Origin of the sequence: Brevibacillus antibioticus (assembly GCF_005217615.1) — a bacterium.
In the GTDB taxonomy this organism is placed as follows: Bacteria; Bacillota; Bacilli; order Brevibacillales; family Brevibacillaceae; genus Brevibacillus; species Brevibacillus antibioticus.
Map to the genome: position 1 here is coordinate 5,057,452 of NZ_SZNK01000001.1, position 23,710 is coordinate 5,081,161.

The following is a 23,710-nucleotide window of genomic DNA, read 5'->3' on the forward strand; positions in this document are numbered from 1 at the left end:
GAGTCGATTATGAAAGCAGTTGTGAGAGAACACATTCAACAATTGGACGTATCCCTCGGCGGGGGAATCGTCAGTGACAAGATTCGTGTAGATACCATTGATAACCCGATGCTCGTCATCGGTCTAGGCGGTACAGGAATTGATGCGCTTTTGCGCCTGAAATACCAAGTGAACAGACGCTTCAAGCTGCCGGTAGACCAGCTTTCCAAGAAGCGCAAGGAAAAGCCGGACAATATTGAATTCATCGCGTTTGAAACGAATGAGCATGACCGCAACAAAAAGTACAAAGGCATCGGACTCGACCCAGTGACGGAGTTCGTACTCCTGTCCAATCCTGAGATTGGCGGTGTGTTGCAGAATCGCAGCATTCTGGAGCCGTACATCACCGACTGGCTCTCACCAGAGCTGACGATTACGGACGGAATCAGCGGAGCATCGGGTGTTCGTCAGGCAGGGAGACTTCTTCTCTTTACGAAAATTACGCAAGTCGTTCAAACGATTGAGAAAAAGGTCAAGATGCTGTGCGAGGGCACGAACAAAAAGCTGACTGTATTCCTCTTGAGCGGTTTGTCCGGGGGAACGGGGAGCGGTTGTTTCCTCGACATCGCTTATATCGTACGAGGCATTTTGGAGCGCGACTTCGGCAGTGCGGGGGTAGACAAGGTGAATACGCTGGGCTACCTGTTCACGCCTGACGTCAACCTGTCGAACAAGAGTCTCAGCTCGCACACTCGCGACTACATCATGAAAAACGGTTATGCGGCATTAAAAGAGCTGGACTACTGGATGAATGCGGACGAGCGAAATGAGCGTTTCCGCCAGCAATACGGCAGCGTGCTCACTGTGCAATCGCCAATGCCGCCATTCAACCTGTGCCATTTGATTTCTGCGACCAATCTCGAAGGCAAAGCATTGGAAAACGCCTACGATTACTGCATGAACGTAACGGCGGAGAACATTACCAACTTCATGGCGAGCGAAGAAAAGCGATCGGGTGAAGAGTTTGCGATCCACGACTATATCAGCAACATCCGTACGAACATCAACCAGATGCCAAAAGCGTACGCAGCCAACTACCAATACAACGTCATCGGTGCTTCCTCTGCTGTCTTGCCGATCGAAGAGATGACAACCTACTTGGCTTATCGCTTGTTTAAAAAGATGGAAAAAATGTTCACGGTAGCACCAACACAAGAAGATGCGGAGAAATTCGCCCGCAAGCTCGGAATCGATATCGACTCGATTTCCCGCAAGTTCGAGGAGCGCGTTCCTGAACCATTGCCAGGCTATGAAAACAGCGAACGTCTGAACTACAGCAACGTCATTACCCAGCAAGTCGTGAGCATCGACCACGAGCTGGAGCAAGGCTATCTCGCCAAAGCGCGCGAAGCGTACATCAAGTCCAAAAAGCAGATGCCAGGCGACATGATCTCTGTTTTTGGCGAAATGATCACACGCGTATTCCTGCACCCGGAGCAAGGGCCGTTCTATGCGTCCCGTCTGATTCATTCGGACAAAGGCTATTGCCTGATGAAAATGATCCTCTCCTACATCGAGAGCCTCAAGGCAAATTTGGAGAGCTACCCGCCTGAGATCGAGGGTGCGCGCGAAAATGCGAACGAAAAGCTGGGTGATGCCCGCAGTGCTTTCATCTCCAAGGAGAAGAAGAAAAACAGCTATATCGAAGCGAAGATCAACGAATACCAGCTCCTGGCTGATCAGGAAAAACTGGAACAAATGATCGAATTCTATGAAGAGCTGCACCGTTTGTTGAATGCAGAAAACAATCGCGTTTATAACGTATTTACTGAGATTTTGAACGCACTCAACCAAATTTTCGAGCAAAACGGCGACATCCTGATCAACGGCGGCGAAGAGAGCGACCGCACTGGCAACAAGACATACTACTGGAACATCGTCAGTGTGCCGGATATCTCCAAAGTCGTCAGCAACATTCTGGAGCAAAAAGATGCGGATGACCTGATCCGCGACTTCACCAGCGAGCTGCTGCGACACTCCGATCAGTGGGTCAAAGAGCAGGAGCTGGATATCGTCAGCTCGATTTCCGAATTCCTCTCGGAGAAGTTCGGTGAGGTAATCACCAAGTCGATGGAAGAATTCCTCGTAATCAAATACGGTCAGGACGAGACACTCGATCGCATCGTAGAGCGCAAGATAGCGAGCAAGCTGGACGAAGAGGCGATTCCGGTCTTCCATCTGAGCAACAATCTCGGCAATATGCACTTCCCGTCCTGGGGCTTTGTATCCGTGCCGCTGAAAGCACCATCGATCTTGAAGGGAATTAAAAACTATCAAAATACAGCGATTAGCGGGTCGCGCTTTACCGTCAAAGAAAGCGAAGTCAAAAACCGCATCTTCTGGCTGAATACGAAAAACGGTGTTCCACTGTTCGCTTACACACCGCTGAAGGTCTACGAGGAAAGCTACGAACGTACCATTCTGGATAGAGAGGGTATCGGACGCCACCTCGTTCAAACCGAAAAGAACAACTGGGCGTACCTCCCATCGCCGATTCCAGAAAAATCGTGGGGAGATACGTACCAAAACGGACGGATCAAAGCGTACAACGCCAACGTACGCGAACTGTTTGACCGCGCGGTGCGCTACGGAGCCATCCGCGAAAAAGGCAGCGACAGCAAGACCAGCAACCGCTATGAATCCATCGTGACGAAGCCGTTCTCGCTGGCTACTTTCTTGGCTAAGCACCAAGCGCAAGGAGACGCGACCCAGCTGAGCCCTGGCGAGATCAAGCGTGCATTGGTTGAGCTCAAAGGCTTCATGAGAGAGGGTCTGGAGCAAGAATTTACGCGTGATGTGTTCGGCAGTATCAGTGAAGAGATGGCAAAAGAAAACCTGATTCGCTATCCAGAGCAGATTCGTCTGATCGAACAAGAGGTGCGCAAATACGAAGAAATCGAGGCCAAAATTCAGGAGCTGGAGCAGATCGTAGGCGCTATCAAGGACGAAGAAGAGCTGGTGACCCGATTTATTGAAGCCCTTTACACAGGGACGATTTGCAAGCGCGGTGCGCTGTACGTCTACGACAAGGATGAGGAAGAAGATGCGTGGGAGCCATTCATCAACCTGATGAAGGTCAACAAGCACGTCGAATTCGCGATCTATGAAAAATTCCGCGCATTGGATCACAAGAGCATGGCAACCATCCAGCGCAAGGCTGCAAAACGCAGTGACGCGATGACTTCAGCAGAGGATACGCAGCAATTGCTGGCAAAACTTGAAGAAATCGCAACGGCTTTCCAAGAAACGAAAAACGATCTGGAATACGACCGCGACGAATACGTAAACGGTGAAGAGCTGTTCCAGTTCTACAAAAAGATTTGGTCAAAAGTAAACGATATGCGCAAGACGCTGCAATAAACAATCAGGATCGTTTGATAACCGAGGAGGACGCATGAGGGATTTGATCGGAGAGTTCGCGACCCAATACGTTACGGAATTGGAAAGACAACTGGATAGCGGAAACGGACAGCGAAGCATTCAAAACCCCGTGCTCTTCCTTTTTCTCGGGGATAAGAGCGTAGAGGCACTGCAAGCTGTTCGTGCCCACAACGAACGCAGTTGGCAAAATGGTCACGGTGTTCTTTATGTCCATGCGTACCAGGACAAAACGTGGGAGCATCCGCAAGTAATTGGTTGCCGCTTGCCAGAGGCAGATGACGACAAGAAAAAAATGCGTACCTCGATCCACGAGCGTTTTTTACTCGATGAGGCTGTCACCATGGAACTGAACAAGGTAATGAAGCTGGCAAGCGTGCGGGTAGCGGAAATGGGCAAGTTGTTCACTGCTTTTCAGCAAGTCAATATTGCTGTCGTGGCAAGGGCAGATGACCCTGCTACGATCCTTTTACCAGAGCTGACGCTGCTTCTCAAGGGCTACCTCAACGAGCTGTTTAAAAACGTATCAGTCGACCTGTACGTCCTGCTTCAGGAAAAGAACAACGGCGAAGCATTCGGATTCTCGACAGCGCTCTCGGTCAGCTTTTTGGAAGAGGTCAATCGTTATCAGCGAAGTGATTACAGCTATCGAGCGAATCTCTTGGTAACAGAGGATCTCGTGAAACTGCCTGTGGAGCATGTGAACGCGCCGTTGTTTTCGTTGGCGTACCTATTGAGTGACAAGACAGAACATGGCTTGTTTATCGAAGGCGGCATGCAGGAAAATTACGAGCTGATCAGCAAGCTGGTGCTTTTGAACAACAAAAAAGTAGAGTCGGAGTTTTATGAGAGCAATGATGGCTATAACAAGCTGCAATTTATGCGCAACATCTCGGTTGATCACGGGCAGACCAAGCTCGCGTCTGCTGGTCTATCCAAAGTGAAGCGACCGACTCATGCGATTGCGCTGACGGTGCTGTCCGCAGTATTTGACCGCTATTGGGAGCGACTTCAGGACGGCGATGTGTTGCCGAAAACTAAAGCGAGAGAAAAGCTCGGATTGACTGCGCATGATTTGCAGCGAAAACTGGCTGGCATTCTCCCTGAGGATCATATCCTGGAGGAAATGACGGGGCTCATGACCTCTGGCATCAGCTACAGTGAGCTTTGCAGTATGAATATGCGTGAAGCGGAGCTGGCTTTGTTTGACGGCAGCAGCCAAGCCTTTTTTGAGGCGAATGTCGTTTCCGGTGCGCGTAAACGTCTGGAGCACATGCTGTCTCAGGAGTCCTTGGCTGATTTGATTCAGAAAGCCGTCATCGAGGATGAACGGCTTGGGTTGTATGCGGCTTACTATCTCACAGCCGAACACGCCAATGGAGCAAACCTGCTGGATGAGCTACGCACCGGAATTCGCGAGACATCTCGACAGGTCGAACAGATGAAAGCCGAGCTGGTCGATCTCTATCAAGAGCGGGTGGAGCGGCAGGACATTCGCGTAGGAGGGTTTTTCACACGGGATAAGGAGCGTGTGCGGACCTTCATTCGCCATTTGCTGGACGCTGTTTATGGCAAAAAGCTGGAGCTGCTGGATTGGGAGATGATGCTCTCGATCCTTGTGAGCTTTGAGAAACAAGCAGAGCAGATTCACCGGCAGTTAGGTGAGCAAGTCGAGCAGCTGGAAGCCTTGCATAAGCAACTGCGGGAAATCGCCCAGACGAGCGTTCGAGAAGCGACTGATTACTTGGGTAAAAACGTGGACGAATATTACGAATCGGTCGTCCATGAAACGATCCGGTCATTGGAAGCTTCACGCGGCAGTGATTTTTACATGGAACAACGGTATATTGGCAGCGGCGCTCTGCTCAGCGGGAATCGACTCGCCGGACTCGTGGAGCGGCTGTGTCAGTTTTGCCGGAACGAGATTCTCACCCGTGCACCATTTGCTTTATCTTTTGAGGCGGAGCTGCTTGCGCGTGCTAACGTCGGGGCTGCTTACGATAACCGAACCGTGCTTGCGAAGGAGGATTTGTTCCTCGATCTGGCATTGGTGCTGGAAGAGCGCGCGGCGGTTCACATTGAAGTGTTCCAGTTCTTGCAAAAGCATCGCTATGAGGAGAAGTACTTGTTTGCTGATATTCACAACGACTTCGTCCAGTATGCGCTGCACAAGGATGAGAGCACACGAACCTACAAGCTGGGTTGTATCCACGAGGAACAAAAAAGCGGGATAGAAAAAATGAACCTGATGGGTGGATTCGGCATGGAAGAGTTGATGTTTTACCGCAATAACAAGAAATACCATGCTTCCTATGAGGACAGCGGGTTTGTCTTTCGCCGCGTGGGAGGAGATGAGGCGTCATGAGTCAGAGAAGGGTAAGCTTACTCATGCTAATTTGTAGTCTGGTAGGTGGCGTGATCGGATTTTTGGTCGGGGAAGTTATGCTCGGCAAGCTGTCCGGAGAAATACCGCAATGGTTGTTAATGGGACTTTATTTTGGTCAATATGCCTTTTTCATAGGACTGATGTGCCTCATTGCGGAAATGATCTCGCCACGACTGAATGGAGTCGGCTGGAAGCAGCGCTACCTGGGCTTTTCCTGGAAAATGCTTGTGCCCAGCACGTTTTTGATGGTGGGTGTAGTGGCAATGCTGCTTCAGTTGCTGTACGGGTCATCGTTTCAGCAGGCCAGCGGGACCAACAATATTATCATGGTTCTGGATACGTCAGGCAGCATGCAGTCGTCTGACCCGGATAATCAATTGTTCAAAGCAGCAGCCGACATGGTGCAGCGCATGGACAGTGACATGAACATAGCGGTGGTTACGTTTCACGATCAAACGAATGTGCTGCAACCCCTTACCGAGCTGAGTAGCCAGTCCGTGAAGGATGAGGTTGTGAAGAAGCTGCTCCGATATCCACGAACGGATGGAGGCACCCGGATCGACCTGGCGCTGCAAGCGGGGCTGGACCAGATGCAGGCCAATCAAATGGCGAACAGTACGGTCGTGCTGATGTCAGACGGCTATAGTGGTCTGGATGTCCCTGCCGCACTTGCGCCCTACAAACAAAATCATGTAATTGTCCATACGGTAGGCATGAGCAAAATTGATGCAGACGGAACGGCGCTGCTTCAAGAGATCGCTGCTGAGACTGGCGGTAGCTACTTCAATGTCGAACACGCGGACCAAATGACAGGAATCTTTGGTCAGATTTACGATATGAGCCGAACAGACCGCAATATCGTTTCCGAGCGGACAGGAGCAACAGAAGCAAACATGTTTTACGCGATTACCCGTGTGGTCAGTGTTCTGATCCTCGGTGCTTTGCTCGGATTGGCGCTGGGTCTGATTTTTGACAATCGCCATCTGGCCAAAAGCTTCACGATTGGCGGGGCGGTATCAGGACTGTTAGCTGGACTCGTTTTGGAAATGGGTCTGTCGTCGATCGATTTGCTCGATATGGTGGTACGTTTGCTGGCGTGTTCCTTGCTCGCCGTCATCCTGACATTGTTCACTCTCTTTGTGCCAGCTTCCATGAGTGGCGGATCGTCTTTTGCAAAGCGCAGACTGAACAACAGACAAAACCCTCGCGCGTTGGACGCCGGGAACCAAAGCAGCAAGCGGTTTGAGTAAAGGGAGCATGATGAATCATGATTAATCGGGAGGAAACAACAGAAACCTTCATCAAGGACGTCACCTGCCAGCATCAAGGGAGCGAGTATGTGCTCAATTGGCATTGGGCGCAGGATATTTCGTGCGTGTACGTGCACAAGTCGCAGTTTGGCGCCCCTTTTGACGTAAACGAGCTGGATGATCGTCAGTTCAAGCTGTATACCCGAGAGGAATACAAGGTCCACAAAGGGCTGCGGGAAAAAACAGACGGCATCGGCAGGTACACATACCGCATCTTTCCATGCCGATTGGACAATGGCAAGCCGCTACTGCTCATGCCAGACGGGGATGCCCATGTGATCCACGTCAGCACAGGAAAGGCCAAAATCTACTACTCGTTCAAACGGGGCGGAAGCTGGTTCAGCAAGCATCAATCGTTGCAGATTCGCATTTTTTCAGAGATTCCAATCGCGCGGGACGTACTTTGCTACGTAAAAAAAGAAGGCTCTCCTCCCGCCCACAAGGATGATGGTACCCGATACAATTTCATACGTGATCTCGAGCCCGGTGTCAATCTGATGCCGGAGATCGAGGTCAGGAAAAAAGACGTCGTCCGCCTGTTTTTTACGGACGGGAAAAAATACGGAGAAATGTACGAACTGATTCCTGAATAGGAGGGGATGCGCCATGCTATCGTTTTTGAAAAACATGTTTGAGAAGAAGCCGCAGGTCAAGGAACGGCTTCCTTTTTACGATATTGTCTGCCCGTACTGCTTCGCCAAATACGGACCGGACCAAGTTGTCTTCCGTGCCACACATCATCGCGAGGACGACGAAGACTACGCGTTGCAGGAGGATGAGCTTCTCAATGCGTATCGGGATAAATTCGGACTGGATGCTATCGACGAGCTGGAAGCGGTGATCGATCCGGAATCCATCCCGGAGGAAAACCATTTGTACGTCGATAACGTCCTCGCAGGTGTGACCGACCGTTATGGCATGGTTTCCAAGCGCAGATTATGCCCGAAATGCCACAACGAGCTGCCGATTACAGCGGGGAAAGCACCGAGCAATATTATTTCGATTGTCGGGGCGTCCCAAGTCGGGAAGTCCGTTTACATGACCTCATTGATCCATACTTTGCAAAACACGACTGCGAATCACTTTGATGCTGCGTGTATGCCGCTCAATGCGCAGATTAGCCGCAAGTTCCGGGAGAACTACGAGGCGCCTTTGTTTGAACGCGGACAGTTGCTTGATTCTACGCAAAAAGAAAAGCGTCAGGAACCGTTCATCTTCCAGTTCATTTTCAAGGATAGCGACAAGGCACCATTGATCCTGGTGTTTTTTGACGTAGCAGGCGAGGGAATGGTCGACCGCGAGTATTTGGAGCTGTATGCGTCGCATGTGAAAAACTCATCTGGCATCCTGTTCCTGGTCGATCCGCTGCAAATCAAGACGATTCGCGATCGGGTCATGCTGCAAGCAGGGGACGAGCCAGGGGAATTCACGGCAAGATACGACGAGCCGCGTGAGGTCGTCATTACGCTGTTTGAGAACTTCATCGGCTACCAGGAGCAGAGCAAGACCCATATTCCGACTGCTGTCGTGTTGACGAAAAGCGACATGCTGCATCTGATCAAGGAAGACGATGGTGAATACATCAAGTCGAACAGCAATGTTTTCCGCAATTTTGTCCATGAACAATATTTAAATACGGCTGAATTTGAGAACATCGATGGTGAAATTCGCCGATTCATCGAAAAGGTGGATAGACCGTTTAAAGACGCGTTGGATGTTTACTTTACGAATACGGCCTATTTCGCTGTATCTGCGCTGGGGAGCAATCCAGTCAATCAAAGGGTGAGCGGTGTCGTGACGCCGATTCGCGTCGATGAACCGTTTATTTGGTTGATGCACCAGCTTGATTACATCGAGGGGAGGGAGCGGTAGTGAGCAACCGTCAGCCCATTTTGCAGCAGTACTACACCCGCGGGCGACAAGGGGTTTTCCGTTCGAACGAAGGATACGATACTGTCGCCAAAACGCCAGGGCTGGATAACCAATTCATCAAGAAGGCGCTCCATCCATTTTGCGTTTACGATGCGCCGCGACAGCTTCAGGAGCGTGCGGAAAGCAATCTGGCGCTCTATCCAGAGGCGCTCGTCAGCTTTCAGTCCGAATCAGGTGAGATGGTTCTCGGTAGAAGTGTATTTGTCGGAGCGGACTTTACCGGGCAGCGTAATACGTTTTTTAGCCACAACTATGTTATTCCGGTAGCGCGCAGGGATGAGTTTATCAAGAACCCGGGCAAGATCTTCGGAGTGCGCACTTTTGCAGATCGCCACGACGATGCTGCGGGCAAGGAGCTTCCAACCGTCGATGACATCCCTTCAGAAAAAGGCTTGCCGCAAGACCGAAAACAACTGCTAGGGCAATTGGGAGTCGATCAGCGTTTATTCAAGCAGCTCCTCTTTGCGGTGATGTCCTCACTTGCAGCGAAAAAGAAGGTGTTCATCAGCCTGGATGTGGATAGTAGTGCCTCATCCAAGAGTGCTGCTCAATTGTTGGAGATTTTGTACAGTTGTCTGCCTTATGAGATGCGCAGACATTTTGGTTTTCTCACTTTTAGCCACGAGCCGCAAAGCAAGAAGCATATCCATGTCACATTTGTGGAAAAAGGAAGCATACGCCCAGGCGGAGGGCACAGCGACAAAGACTTTTTGTTCGATTTCTCCCTTGGTCGCGTTCAGAACGTCGATTTGCAGGACGGAGGACACGAATACCTCGACTTTGCCTGGGAGTATGTGAATGAGCCACGGATTCTGGATGCGTTCCACGAATTTTGTGAGGAAGTGCTGGCTGGAGCAGACCATGCACTGGCCTTGAACATACGCACGTACTATGAGCTGTGCGCCCTGTATTTGATTGAAAAGGGACGAACGTCCGTGTATGAGAGCAAGCGGGCGGGCGTTTGGCAGGCGTTGAACAGCTATTTGGGGCACAGCAGCTTGACCCGCAAGAAACGGCTGATCGAGCTTCAGGAAATGCTAATGCGGATCGAAGTAGAGGCGCTTTCGTCCAAACAGCTGCCTGACGGTGAGACTATCAAGCAAATGATTGAATCTTACCGTGTCACCAAGCAGGAACGCCTGCAAATGGATTTGATCCGCTTCTTGATGGACGTGTTGATGAAGGCCAAGACCGCAAGACAGAGTAGCTACGTCGCTGAGGTGTACAAGCATTTGTCCAGCAACCGGGAGCTGTTTGGCTTCATGATGCGGACGATTTTCGGCTATCCGCAGTTGGTGAAGCCGCTCTTTGAGGATTATATGACCGAGCGGGTAGCCGCCGTGACCAGCTTGGACCAGATGCTAAAGGAAATCCGGTTTTGGACGGAAACAGAACCGCAAGCTATGCGTAATGCTGTTTTTGTTTCTACCACGACGGAGAAAGTTCTGCGTCTATTTGCACGGGAACGTCAAAAGCTCGCTGCCGCCATTACTATCCACCAGTTCTTTGAAAGCATCGATGGGGCACGCAGCTATGCTGATGAGCTGTTGGATGAGCTGGACAAGTCCTTGATGAAGCTCGTCGCGCTAGACACGATAACCAAGGATGATTTCCAGGTTCTTATCGCCCTCTTGGAGGAGAAGCCACAGAGCTTTTTCGGAACGCTGGATATGGAGAGTCGCCACAAGCAAGAAATGCTCATGAATCTGGCGAAGCTGCATGAAGAGAGAAGCACGCCACACCCGGCAGAGTTTTTCCGGAAATGGGATCGGGAAGCGATTTCTGTGCAACAAAGAATGATCCAGAATATGTTGAGTAAACCGCTCCAGGCTGACGAGTTTCCGCAGGTGCCGCTGGTCTTTTATCAGGAGGATCATTTTGGTCAGGAAGGCTTCCAGTTTGCAGAATTGCTGGAGTATGTTCAGCAAAATGATGGGGAAGCCGTTACGTTGTCCTTTATCCAATGGACGATGAGCCAGCGGATGTTTTTCGAAGGAAAGTATTTGCTGCCTGCATACAGACAAGCATTGAAGGTCTTTTTCCTTGAGGAGAAAGGCAAGAGATTGCGGGATAAAGAATGGCGAAAACGGTGGTATGCGATCCGAAATGCTGATTTCCGCAAGCTTTTGGACGAGGTGCGCAGTAAAACAGCCAATCCGCTTGTGAAGCTGTTTCGGCACAAAGCAACAGTGATATGCAGCGCAGTTGTCTTGCTCGGTGCCGGAGCGTGGGGAGGCTATATGGTTTGGGGAGGTACGGCTGCGCACGTACAGCCACCTGAAACACAGCCTGAACCGATCCGCCCACCGGCTGTGTTCGTACCGGCTTATCGATTGATGGTGGACGAGCCTGACATCCAACCTGTTCGCCGCATTCTTGGGGAGCGAAGCCAAGATGCATCCACGGGTGGGCAGCCTGTTCAGACAACTACACCCTAAACTATGGTGATAATAGCGCCAACGCGGTTTGCTCTAGTTGGAGCGACCGCGTAATTCGGGTGTAATTGCTGTCAAAGAGACGTCTAAAATAATGGTTGACAAATATTTTTGTTTGTGTTATAATTAAATATTTTTATGTTGAACAATATCCTCGCTCCGTGATAAAAAGTAGTTGTGCGATAAAAAGGTGCGAGGAGGAATAGGGTATGAAAGCTAACACAGGTGTGAAAATGATTCCGTTACAAGGAGAGGCATTTGGCAAGCCGATGGTGATCTATCCCACCTTGCTTTGGGATGATGACCGAGCGGTATTAGTAGATACAGGAATGCCTGGTTCGTGGGAGACCATTTGTCAGGAGATGAGCCGTGCTGGCATACCACCTGAGCGTTTACAGGCTATCATTTTGACACATCAGGACCTTGATCATATCGGCAGTCTTCCAGCAATCGTTCGAGAGCTTGGTGGACGAGTTGAAATATATGCGCATGAGCTGGATCGGCCGTACATCGAAGGCACACGTCCTCTCCTCAAAGCAAATCCCAAAAGCATGGCGCCATTACTTGCGATGTTACCTGAAAAGGAACACGAGTACTTGCAATGGCTTTGCGAAAATCCGCCAAAGGCAATGGTGCACAAGACACTGGCAGACGGAGAGATTCTGCCTTATTGTGGGGGAATTCGCATCATTCATACTCCCGGACATACGCCGGGGCATATCAGCCTTTATGTAGAAGATAGCAAGGCCTTGATAGCAGGGGATGCTATGGTGTACATGAACGAAGTACTACGAGGACCAATTCCGCAAAACACGCTCGATATGGAAATAGCAGTAAATTCAATAAAAAAATTCGAGAACTTGGAAATTAATAGCATCATTTGTTATCATGGAGGCATGTGCCAAGACAACGTGCAAGAGCAGCTTTATGCTTTGATACGGTGAAGTGGTTGCATGATCTTGCACGTTAAAACAATGAATCCAGGTTGGTATATGTGGATATAAGAAGCGTGGAGGACACCAAAGTTGGAGTAATCCCTATGGTGTCTTTCGCATTTTATCCTTATAACGTCTTTTCCGCTGTTTGCTCGACTTCGGAATGGGAGATTGGTGCAGTTGGAGAGGTTTTGTAGTATTTCTCCAGCGACTTATCTGAGCCTGTCCAACGAGCCAATGCAGCCAACACAGCGAACATGCCTTTTTGCAGGAAGCGCGGTATGATTGGGAGGTAAAACTGTCCCATCTGAAAGATCGTTCCCAAGAGAAGAATATTTTTCGGGATATTTTGCTTGATAAACGGCAAATAAAAGCTGCGCCCGTCCGTGTCGAGCCCGTATCCACAGCGGACAAACGCTTCAAAAGTACCAGCCGGACGGATTTCGACATGGAAGCTGACGAATTCGTTAGAGGGATTATGAAAGCCATGAACCTTGTCTGTCGGTATGTTTAGCTTCTCTCCCGGCTTCAGGATTACTTTTTTTCCATCAAGGGTTACCTCTAAATTTCCAATTACACCTTCAAAGGTTTCGACAAGTTTTGTATGATAGTGTAGAAAAATCCCGTTATCCGGTGGAAGATCGGTACGGAATAACAAATATTCGCCATTCGTTTCTTCCGTTGTCTTTAAAAAGGTGACCACTTCATTATTGTGTGGGTTACTTACACTGCGACTTAGATTTGACAAAACTATACCTCCTTGAAAAATAGTAAAAAGAGATTATTTTAAGACAGAATATAGATTAAATATAGATTATTTGTTCCTGGGCAACAATTAAAAAGATAGGATGTTCTACCTAAAGATGGAGTGGATAGTATGAGCGGCATGATCGTGGTTCCAGGTTATAGGGTGGCAGAGTTTCTTTCCACTCATTCAAAATTGGGAATGTATCGGGGTTACAGAAATAACGACAATCTCCCTGTCTTATTCAAAGTACCGATAGAAGGACCTTCCCATAAAGAATCTCTGTGGAAACTGAAGCATGAATATCGCATTCTACAATCATTGGAATCCAATTCAGTGGAAACGATCATCGAACTCGTTAATCACAACCGTGAGACGGTCATGATTACGGAAGATTTCGGGGGAGTGCCGCTCTCCTTGCTTATGAAAATGAAAGGACTGTCGCTGAAGGAGATGCTCTTCCTTGCAGTTCGCATGGCTTCCTGCTTGAAGGAAATCCATCAGCACGGAATCATTCATAAGGATGTAAATCCCGATCATATCATGGTTCATCCTGAAACCTATGAGGTAAAGCTTGTTAGCTTTGGGTTGGCGACGAAATGCCACCAAGAATACCGAAGTGTGATGAATCCAAAAGAATGGAAGGGAAATCTTCGCTACGTCTCGCCGGAGCAGACGGGGAGAATGAATCGCACCGTCGATTACCGCTCCGATATTTATTCTTTTGGTGTCACGCTCTACGAGTTATTAACTGGAAAGCCGCCTTTTTTAACTTCGGACATGCTTGAACTCATACATGCTCATATGGCGAGAAAGCCGCTCGCTCCCTCCAGTGTAAAACCATCCGTTCCAGAGGTTCTATCGGACATTGTGATGAAGTGTCTGTCAAAAAATACAGAGGATCGCTACTTTAGCATGTCTGGCTTACTGGCAGACCTCCAGGGCTGTTACGACCAGCTTGAACAAAACGGTTTGATTACGCCTTTTCCGCTTGCTTTAGAAGACCGTGCTGATCACTTGCGGATTCCAGAGAGGCTGTATGGACGTGAGCAAGAAATCCAAATGCTCATCGATGCATTTGAGCAAGTCACGAACGGCGCTACGAGGATGGTTATCCTCAGTGGATCTGCAGGCGTGGGTAAATCTGCTCTCGTGCTGGAAGCGCAGAAAGCGTTTTTGAGGGGACGGGGACGTTTTGTTTCAGGAAAGTTCGATCAATATAATCAAGCCGCACCGTATTCAGCTATCATTCAAATCTTTCAGGATTTGATCAAACAGTTATTGGCAGGCCACGAACGCGAGTTGCTCGCTTGGCGAGAGATGTTACTAGACGCCGTGCAAGGACTTGGTCAAGTGATCGTGGATGTCATTCCACAGCTTGAAGCAGTGATCGGCAAACAGCCTGCCGTACCTGAGCTGCCTGCAGCGGAAGCAAAGAATCGCTTTCAATGGGTGATGCAACGCTTTATTCGGATTTGGGCACGACCAGACCATCCACTCGTTTTGTTCCTGGATGATTTGCAGTGGGCGGATTCTTCTTCGCTTTTCCTGATCCAAGAGATGGTTGCAGATATGCAGATCAGTCATTTTCTGTTGATTTGCGCTTGTCGTGAGCAGGATGGCAGTGTGATGAATCCGTTGATTGCCATTTTGACAGAGACAGGCCTCAAGAGCCGCATTTTGCGCCACTTCACGTTACTGCCGCTTCGAGAACACGAATTCAATGCGTTAGTAGCGGATACATTGCGTAGTGATCCGGACATGACGAAGCCGCTGGCTACGGTTATCATGCAAAAAACAGCTGGGAATCCGTTTTATGTAAGAGAATTCATTAAGACGCTGTATGATCGGGACTTGTTGTGGTATGGGAGAGAAGAACGGAACTGGCAATGGGATTTGGCCGAAATCGAGAAGCTGGGGACAACGGAAAATGTGGCCGATCTGCTCGTAGAAAAAATGAGAAGATTGCCTGATTCTACTCAGCAGCAGCTCGCTTATGCTGCTTGTCTGGGTAACTCGTTTTTGCTTCATTTGATAGCCAAGTCACGGAATCAAACGGAGTCCGAAGCCATCCAGCATATATCGCCTGCGATTGAGGAAGGTCTCATCTATCCGATTGAGGGAGCGGAATATCTGACTTACGCTGCGCTCGTGGAAGAAGAAGTGGCGTCGCAGATGAGAATTCGTTTCCGCTTTGTGCATGATCGAATTCAACAGGCCGCCTATTCGTTGTTAACAGAGACAGAGCGCGGACAGATTCACGTCAAGCTGGGCAGGATGATGTGGGAAATGTCCCAAGGAAGCGAATCGGGCTTTCTGTTCGAAATTTGCGATCATATGTATCGGGGCAAAGATCTACTGGAGGATCAGGCGGAGCGCATGCATGTAGCGCACAGTCATTTGCTCGCTGGACAAAAAGCGAAATCCTCTGCGGCATTTGAGTCGGCCTTGCAGTATTTCCAACGAGGTCTTGAGCTGGTGGGGGAAGAGGGCTGGCAGCGCAATCATGATCTGACCATGGAGTTGTGTGCGTTGTCTGCGGAGACGATGTACCTCTGTAACCAATTGGATGAGGCAAAGCAATTGTTTGAACGCGGGATGCAGCATGCCAAGACAGACCTGGAACGAGTTCGCATTTTGGAAATGGAAATTCGCATGTATACGCGACTGGCTGAATTCCCGCGTGTCATGGAGATCGCAAGCAAAGCCCTGGGGTTATTGGGTGTACCGATTCCGAAAAAGCCTGGCAAGCTCGATATCATTAAGGAAATGTTTCATATCAAGCGCCGCCTCAAAGGCAGAAAAATAGATGAGTTGCTGTATTTGCCGGATGTTCCCGATGAAAATTATCAGATGGCGATGAGTATCATCAGCTACGCCGGGCCATCTGCTTACTATGTCAATCTCAATTGGTTTGCTTTAACGATTTTGCGTGCCCTTCATCTGTCGCTCGTGCACGGAAACACGGTCGCCTCGGCAAATGGTTATACCGGTTACGGGATCGTACAAGCTGCTCAATTCGGAAAATATCGAGAGGCTTACGAATTTGGACAATTGGCTTGCCGTGTAGCAGATGGCTTCGCCGATCCGATAGCCATGACGAAGGCGTATGGCGCGTTTGCCTTGCTGATCAATCACTGGTGCGAGCATGCGCGGACGAACATCCCTCTCCTGAAAAAAGCGATTCAGCTCGGCTTGGACGGTGGTGGCAACATTTATGCTGCCTACAATGCCCATGGGCTTTTGGAGGCCATGCTCTATTGCGGCGTGCCAGTGGAAGAATTGGAGCAGCAAATCGAAGAATATAGCGATATGATTCAACAAATCAAGGTCGTGGATCACGATGATCGGCTCCTGTTATTGCGCCAGGCGCTGCATACTTTTACACGATGGACGGACGATGAACAAACGGCGTTTTGCCATGATGGCTTTGACGAAGTTGCCTATGTAAGCAACCTGCAAAAAGAAGGAAACAGCTACAAGCAGTACATGTACTACTACTATAAATCGATGGTCCATCTCATGTACGGGAACCACCTGCAGGCTGCCGAGCTGCTGGCTGAAGCTGAGCAATGGATGGATTCAGTAAGCGGACAAGTGCTTGTCAGCCAGCATGTTTTTATGCAAACACTGGCATTGACGGGGCTCTATGAGAACGCCAACCGACAGGAAAAATCGAAGTATGGGAAAAAAATCAAAGCAAATATCAAAAAGATGAAGGCGTGGGCAAAGGAATGCCCGGAAAATTTTCAGCACAAATGGTTGCTGATGTATGCGGAGTGGCTGCGTGTCACTGAGAAAAAACAAGAAGCAGGTCCTTTTTATGAACAGGCGGTTCAACTCGCCAAAAAAGATGTTTTCTTGCAAAACGAGGCAATGGCAAATGAATTGGCCGCCCAACATTACTTGGCCCTTGGACTTGAAACGATTGCGAAGGTATATATGACGGAGGCGCACGAGGTTTACATGCTATGGGGAGCAGTCGCCAAGGCACGAGAAATTGGGGAACGGTACCCTTATCTTTTGCAACGGGGAAGAAGCTTGGGAGCTTCCGCCGAGATTGCTACGACTGACCAGACAGCAGACCTCGTCGATTTAATGAGTGTCATCAAGGCGTCGCAAACGATTGCTAGCGAGCTCCGCTTGGAAATGCTGTTAGCGACGATGCTGCGCACGGTGATGAGCAATGCAGGTGCGGAGAAAGGAATCCTTCTGCTGAAAAAAGATGGTGACTGGCTCATCGAAGCTGCAGGCTCTGTCGATTTGGACGTGGAGATCATGCAGTCTGTCCCGTATGAGCAAAGTGGGATGCTCTCTGTCGCTGTCGTGAACTACACCATTCGTACAGAAGAGATGCTGGTGCTCCACAACGCTTCCGTTGAAGGCGTCTTTTTACGCGATGCGTACATTGCGAAGCACGAGCCGAAATCGATCCTATGCTCTCCGCTATGGCAGCAAGGAAAAATGATCGGCGTCATTTATTTGGAGAACAACGAGACGACACATGTGTTCAACGAAAAACGCTCAGAGCCGCTCAGACTGATCCTCTCGCAAATTGCGATCTTTATTGAAAATGCGAGGCTGTATCATCAATTGGAGCAGTGGAATCAATCCTTGGAAAAGATCGTGACAGAGCGTACCAATGAGATTCAGGCCCTTTTGCAGGCCAATAAAAATCTGTTAAACAATGCGGGACAAGGCTTCCTATCCTTTTCCAAAAACCTGCTGGTCCATTCCGAATACAGTCGGGAATGTCTACGGATTTTTGGCAGAGAACTGGCTGGGGTATCGGTCGCCGAGCTACTTTACCCAGATCGCTCAGAGGACAGTATGTTTATTCAATCCCTTTTGGAAAAGTACTTTGAAGCAAAGGACCAAGGGCAAAAAGAACTGTATCTCAGTCTATTTCCTACGGAAATCCAGATCAATGAAATGCCGTTGAAGCTGGCATGTAAGCCGATTTATGAAGATCGGCGAGATTCGCCAGAGGGCTTGATGCTGATCCTGACTGATATGAGTGAGCAACGGGCGCTCAAATCAAAGATGGAGCGAGAATGGCAAAGGTTGAATATGGTCGTAACCGTAGCGATTAGTCTCCCGCTCTTCCAAAAGGTACTGCGAGCTTTTGACGCTTTCTTTGAGGATGGGTGGAAGCAGGTCCTCGGGGAAGAGATGGCGGAATCCGAGAAGCTATTCAAATTGGTCGCTCAGATTCATCAGTTTAAAGGTGACTTCAGCCAATTACACTTGATTCATACACCGCAAAAGCTGCATGATTTGGAGTCATGGTTAATTCAATGGGCAAAATCCGAAGAACGCCTGTCCGGCGAGGATGTGCGCGCCCAGCAGACATTCGCAGGGGTTCAAGCTGCGATGCAGCAGGATTTGTCGATCATGCAGCACAAGCTAGGGGTCGGATTCCTGGATCATAATGAGCATGTGTACACTATTGCAAAAGAACGATGGGAAAGCTTCGAGCACGAGATCACCAGTCTAGTACAGGGGGAAGCTCAGCAGGAGCTGCTCCACCGCATCCGCAAGCTACGCTATCGTCCCGTGAAGGACATGTTGTCCCGTTATGAAGACTATGTAAGTGAGCTCGCCATCCGTTTAAATAAGACGATCGATCGGGTCGAATGGGATGCGGAAGAAGTGCAGGTCGATTCGGAGCGATTCGAGAATTTTGCGAGGAGCCTGGTTCACGTATTCAACAATGCCATCGACCATGGAATGGAAGAAGAGCAAGAACGATTGGCATGCGGAAAAGAACGCAGCGGCAAGATTCAATGCCGTATATGGCAAGAGGATACTTCCTTGTGCGTCACGATTCGTGATGATGGGCGTGGCGGAGATAGGGAAAAGCTAGAGTTAGCATTGGCTGAGTATGTCACGGTACAAGAACGTGCAAGTCTCGTATCGGGCAGAGGAATTGGCCTGTCCATTGTCAAACAAGAGGTTGAACAGTTGGGAGGAACCCTTGAGGTTCATACCCAAAAAGGAGAAGGCACCCGCTTTACTTTCCGAATTCCGTTGGAAGAAATTCGTTAGATCCATAGAAAAAACTGAGGCGACAGTGCCTCAGTTTTTTGTTTGATCGACTAATGAGAATTCGTAATAGAAGCCAAAAGTCGTTCTTCATCGATCGGTTTTAGAATGTAATGGCGCGCTCCAGCGTTGATTGCTTCAAAAACGAACGGTTTTAATCCGTTGGTGCTGACCATAATGATGTTGGCGTCGGGGAAGGTGTCGATGATTTTTTTGACAGTCTCTATGCCATTCATTCCTGGCATATTGATATCCATCGTCACCACGTCGGGGAGGTGGACCGCATACTTTTGATAGGCGTCCAATCCATTCGTCGCTTCTGCAATGACTTGATGGCCCGCCCGTTCCAAAATGATTTTCATGTAATCTCGTACGACAAGGGAGTCGTCTGCTATCAGTATACGAGCCATAAAACCTCCTGTTTCGAAACGGTTAGTGATTCTTAGTAAGTGAGCAGTCTACTTTTACCATAACACTAATAGGAAAAATGTAGCAATCATTTGATCATAAAAAGTGTGGATGAACATAAAAAAACAAACGAATTCCAGATTGTAACGAAACTGGATTTGTTTGTTTTATTTTCCAGTCTACTTGTAGTGTAGGGAAAGACGCGATCTCTACGATGGAATATCCGTCTGCGGACTGACGAGAGAACAACCCTGTAGCCTGATTTCCCTTTTACGCTGTTTTGCTATGATGTTATAGAACTTATCTTGTAAAAATAACCAAGTATCGAGGGGAAACAGATGAAACAGATGAAACAGTGGATAGGAATAGGGCTAATTGCCGTGGGAATCGGCTTGGCCGGATGCACGATCAACAATAACGTGATCAAGATTGACGAAGAAAAAAGACAGCTTGAATTGCCTGCGGAGTCCATCGAGGCGTTGAATATTGTGACGGATTCGGGCGATTTGATCGTCAAAGGTGATGAAAAAGCAACCGCGATTCATGTAGAGGCTGATATCAAATCGAAAAATGTTAAACCCGAGGAAATCATCATTACACTCGAGAAGGATGGGAATAACGCATCACTACGATCCGAAGTAAAGACAGATATCGGTTTAAACTATGTGGATATGACTTTAACAGTAATCGTTCCTGCCCAGCTACCGATCGCCCTTACCGATGGATCAGGAGATATTGAGATGACGAATCTAACAGGAAAACTCACGATTGAGGATGACTCTGGTGATATTCAATTAACGAATACGAACGGAGAGGTAGAGATTCGTGACCAGTCCGGTGATATCAAGATCAAGGACGCGTCGGCCCTCAAACTGATCGAAGACGATTCAGGTGAGATCGTTATGGAAAATACGGGTGGAAACGTAGCGATTCACGATCAATCCGGTGATATGTATATTAGGAAGCATAAGGGTGATGTTACGATATCGGACCAAAGCGGCGATATTGTCATTGATACAATCGAAGGAAATGTGCTGATTGAGAGTGACGGGAGCGGAGATCGGTTCGTTCAAAACGTAACAGGCTCGTACACAGCCAAATAATTAGGACCGTCAGGGTTTTTGCCCTGGCGGTTTTCTTGTTGTGGCGGTATTTTAACAGGTTGAGGGAAAAATTAGCCGACTAATGAAAAAAAGCTTTCCCTTCCGATAAAGAAGTGCTACTATAACAAAGGTAGTTCTAATTGAGAATGAATCTCTTTATTAATGATTATGAGAATTATTCTCTCCGGTAAATGCTCGAGTCAATACGGAACATTACTCCATGAAAAAGTAAGAAGAGTAGGGACGCGATGAAAAAGAGATATTTGGTTGTAGCACTTATTTTGCTATCGTTCGTTTCACTTTTTATTGGCGTGAAAGATATATCCCCGTGGGATCTGTTTAATCTCACAGATGACAAAGTGCAAGTGCTGTGGATTAGTAGGATTCCGCGTTTGATCAGCATTATCATCGCAGGGATCAGCATGAGTATCGCCGGATTGATCATGCAACAGCTGACCCGAAACAAGTTCGTTTCTCCGACGACAGCAGGGACAGAGGACTCCGTTCGATTCGGAATATTGGTTTCACTCTTGGTGTTCGCTGATGCGAGCTCTTGGGTGAAGCTACTCGTTGCTTTTGTATTTGCTCTCTTGGGAACCTTTGTCTTTATGAAGATTCTCGAAAGAATCAAATTTAAGGACTCCATTTTCATCCCGTTAGTGGGACTGATGTTTGGAAACATCGTCGGATCTATCACGACGTTTTTCGCCTATAAGAATGACCTGATGCAAAACATGTCTGCTTGGTTGCATGGAGATTTCTCCACCATTATGAAAGGCAGCTACGAGCTTTTGTACATAAGTATTCCGCTGGTGATTATCGCTTACTTGTATGCGAACAAGTTCACCATTGCGGGAATGGGTGAAGAGTTCGCCATCAACCTCGGGTTGAACTACAAGCATGTCGTCAACATTGGATTGGTCATCGTCGCTTGTGTAACTTCGGTAGTCATTCTCACGGTAGGGACAATCCCGTTTTTGGGGCTGATCATTCCCAACCTGGTTACGATCTACTTGGGAGATAACCTGAAAAAAAGCTTATCTCATACCGCTTTGCTTGGCGCGGTGTTTGTACTTGCTTGTGATATCCTGGGACGCCTCATCATCTTCCCATACGAGATTTCCATTGGCTTGATGGTTGGGGTCATAGGTAGCGGGATATTCGTGTACTTACTCATGAGAAGAAAGGCATATGAACAATGAAAGCGAAGATAGGTGCCCTGTCGATTGTGGCCATTGCTTTGATAGCCATTTTTATGATGATTGACGCCGGTGGCAACTGGGATTATGTCCTTCCTCGGCGGGCTAAGAAAATTCTTGCCATCATTTTAACCGGTTGCATCATCGCCTTCTCTACGATGATCTTCCAGACAATCACGAACAACCGAATCTTGACGCCTAGCATCATCGGCCTCGATTCGCTCTATATGTTCATCCAAACATTTGTGATCTTTGTGTTTGGCTCCACCCATTTCACCTTGATGAACAACAACGTGAACTTTCTGATCTCGACAGGTGGGATGGTGCTTTTCGCAGGCTTGCTCTACAAATTCCTGTTTAAGAGGGAAGGGCAAAACATTTACTTCCTGCTACTCATTGGATTGATCTTGGGCACATTGTTCAGCAGTCTGTCCACGTTCATGCAAGTGTTGATTGATCCGAATGAGTTTCTGGTTGTGCAAGACCGAATGTTCGCCAGCTTCAACAATGTAAAAACAGACCTGTTGATTACGAGCTTTGCTCTGGTCATCGGAATTATGATTTACTTCTGGCGATACATCAAGTACTTGGATGTGTTATCACTCGGTCGGGATCAGGCGATCAATTTGGGGATTCCGTATGATTTTGTCATTAAGCGGTTCCTCGTCGTCATTGCCATTCTCGTATCGATCGCGACAGCGCTCGTTGGACCGATTACCTTCCTTGGACTGTTGGTAGCGAATCTCGCTCATCAGTTTATGAAAACCTATCAGCATAAATACTTGCTGCTGGGCTCGGCTTTAATCAGTGTGATTGCACTGGTTGGCGGTTTGTTGATTGTGGAGCGTGTACTTGCGTTCTCCACGACGCTCAGTGTCATCGTCAACTTTATTGGTGGGGTTTACTTCATCTATCTTCTGTTAAAGGAGAATAAAGCGTGATAGAAGTCCGGAATGTCACAAAACAATATGGTAGCAAAAATGTCGTGGAAAATGTCTCTGTGAAGATTGCCAAGGGGAAAATTACATCTTTTATCGGACCCAATGGGGCCGGAAAAAGTACCTTGCTGTCGATGATTAGTCGCCTATTGACCAAGGATCAAGGCGAGGTTTTCATTGAGGGTCAGGAGATTGGTCAGGTAAAGAGCAGTGAGCTGGCCAAAAAAATCTCGATTCTCAAGCAATCGAACCACATAACGGTGCGGTTGACGATTCGTGAGCTGGTCAGCTTTGGTCGCTTCCCGTATTCACAGGGTAACCTGACAAAAGAGGATTGGAAGTATGTAGACGAGGCTATCCAATATTTGGAGCTTACGGACATTCAACACAAGTACCTCGACCAGTTGAGTGGGGGTCAGCGTCAACGTGCTTACATCGCGATGGTTGTCGCCCAAAATACGGAATACGTCCTCTTGGATGAGCCGCTCAACAATTTGGATATGAAGCATTCCGTCCAGATCATGAAAGTGCTGCGACGTCTGGTAGACGAAAGGGGCAAAACAGTTGTCATTGTCATTCACGATATCAACTTTGCTTCCGTCTATTCGGATTATATCGTCGCTCTCAAGGATGGCAAGGTCGTGAAGGAAGGCACTACAGACGAGATTATCACACGACCGATCTTGAAAGATGTCTATGACATGGATATCCATATCGAAGACATTGAAGAAAATAAAATCTGTGTCTATTTCGCGTAAGCTCCATCTTCCTATCGTTAAAATTTTGATGGCCTGCCGGGGATTTTATTTTTATCAGCAAGCTATCAATAATTTTATATACTTTTACATTCTACATAG

General features: G+C 48.3%; 14 protein-coding genes. 12 read left to right on the forward strand and 2 right to left on the reverse strand.

Translation table 11 applies throughout. From position 1 onward, the window contains the following. The first annotated feature begins 9 nt into the window (after positions 1 to 9). The 7 genes from E8L90_RS24520 (at position 10) to E8L90_RS24550 (ending at position 12,424) form a co-directional block, all read left to right on the forward strand. On the forward strand, positions 10 to 3,399 hold the full coding sequence (locus E8L90_RS24520; protein ID WP_137031725.1) for a tubulin-like doman-containing protein: 3,390 nt from the start codon (positions 10 to 12) through the stop codon (positions 3,397 to 3,399). A 34-nt stretch (positions 3,400 to 3,433) separates the two neighbouring features. Then, complete coding sequence (locus E8L90_RS24525; protein WP_137031726.1) at positions 3,434 to 5,782, forward strand: hypothetical protein; 2,349 nt, start codon at positions 3,434 to 3,436, stop codon at positions 5,780 to 5,782. Beyond that, entirely contained in the window at positions 5,779 to 7,053 is a 1,275-nt protein-coding gene (locus E8L90_RS24530; RefSeq protein WP_137031727.1) for a vWA domain-containing protein, read from the forward strand. The genes E8L90_RS24525 and E8L90_RS24530 overlap by 4 nt, the downstream gene beginning before the upstream one ends. Before the next feature lie 17 nt (positions 7,054 to 7,070). Next, a complete protein-coding gene (locus tag E8L90_RS24535; RefSeq protein ID WP_137031728.1) occupies positions 7,071 to 7,706 on the forward strand; it encodes a beta-mannanase in 636 nt (211 codons plus the stop codon). A 13-nt stretch (positions 7,707 to 7,719) separates the two neighbouring features. Continuing rightward, positions 7,720 to 8,985, forward strand: coding sequence for a TRAFAC clade GTPase domain-containing protein (locus E8L90_RS24540; RefSeq protein WP_137031729.1), 1,266 nt, complete (start codon positions 7,720 to 7,722; stop codon positions 8,983 to 8,985). Further along, the gene (locus E8L90_RS24545) at positions 8,985 to 11,483 is read left to right on the forward strand and encodes a GAP1-N2 domain-containing protein (protein WP_137031730.1); all 2,499 of its coding nucleotides are present in this window, start codon (positions 8,985 to 8,987) and stop codon (positions 11,481 to 11,483) included. Before E8L90_RS24540 ends, E8L90_RS24545 begins: the two co-directional genes overlap by 1 nt. A 206-nt stretch (positions 11,484 to 11,689) precedes the next feature. After that, positions 11,690 to 12,424 (forward strand): MBL fold metallo-hydrolase, encoded by a 735-nt coding sequence (locus E8L90_RS24550; RefSeq protein ID WP_137031731.1) that lies wholly within the window; start codon positions 11,690 to 11,692, stop codon positions 12,422 to 12,424. Positions 12,425 to 12,542: 118 nt separating this feature from the next. Here the strand turns inward: E8L90_RS24550 and E8L90_RS24555 are convergent, their stop codons facing one another. Then, positions 12,543 to 13,163, reverse strand: coding sequence for a cupin domain-containing protein (locus E8L90_RS24555; RefSeq protein WP_137031732.1), 621 nt, complete (start codon positions 13,161 to 13,163; stop codon positions 12,543 to 12,545). 129 nt (positions 13,164 to 13,292) lie between these two features. Between E8L90_RS24555 and E8L90_RS24560 the strand changes: the two genes are divergently transcribed. Then, complete coding sequence (locus E8L90_RS24560; RefSeq protein WP_137031733.1) at positions 13,293 to 19,208, forward strand: AAA family ATPase; 5,916 nt, start codon at positions 13,293 to 13,295, stop codon at positions 19,206 to 19,208. A gap of 50 nt (positions 19,209 to 19,258) precedes the next feature. On the opposite strand, the gene E8L90_RS24565 is transcribed toward E8L90_RS24560, so the two are convergent. Then, on the reverse strand, positions 19,259 to 19,615 hold the full coding sequence (locus tag E8L90_RS24565) for a response regulator transcription factor (RefSeq protein ID WP_137031734.1): 357 nt from the start codon (positions 19,613 to 19,615) through the stop codon (positions 19,259 to 19,261). Positions 19,616 to 19,951: 336 nt separating this feature from the next. On the opposite strand from E8L90_RS24565, the gene E8L90_RS24570 reads away from it, so the two are divergent. The 4 genes from E8L90_RS24570 (at position 19,952) to E8L90_RS24585 (ending at position 23,611) form a co-directional block, all read left to right on the forward strand. Continuing rightward, positions 19,952 to 20,716, forward strand: coding sequence for a DUF4097 family beta strand repeat-containing protein (locus tag E8L90_RS24570; protein WP_137031735.1), 765 nt, complete (start codon positions 19,952 to 19,954; stop codon positions 20,714 to 20,716). Between the two features lie 248 nt (positions 20,717 to 20,964). Then, positions 20,965 to 21,918, forward strand: coding sequence for an ABC transporter permease (locus E8L90_RS24575; protein WP_137031736.1), 954 nt, complete (start codon positions 20,965 to 20,967; stop codon positions 21,916 to 21,918). Continuing rightward, a complete protein-coding gene (locus tag E8L90_RS24580) occupies positions 21,915 to 22,856 on the forward strand; it encodes an iron chelate uptake ABC transporter family permease subunit (protein ID WP_137031737.1) in 942 nt (313 codons plus the stop codon). Before E8L90_RS24575 ends, E8L90_RS24580 begins: the two co-directional genes overlap by 4 nt. Further along, positions 22,853 to 23,611 (forward strand): iron ABC transporter ATP-binding protein, encoded by a 759-nt coding sequence (locus E8L90_RS24585; protein WP_137031738.1) that lies wholly within the window; start codon positions 22,853 to 22,855, stop codon positions 23,609 to 23,611. The genes E8L90_RS24580 and E8L90_RS24585 overlap by 4 nt, the downstream gene beginning before the upstream one ends. Positions 23,612 to 23,710: the final 99 nt, after the last annotated feature.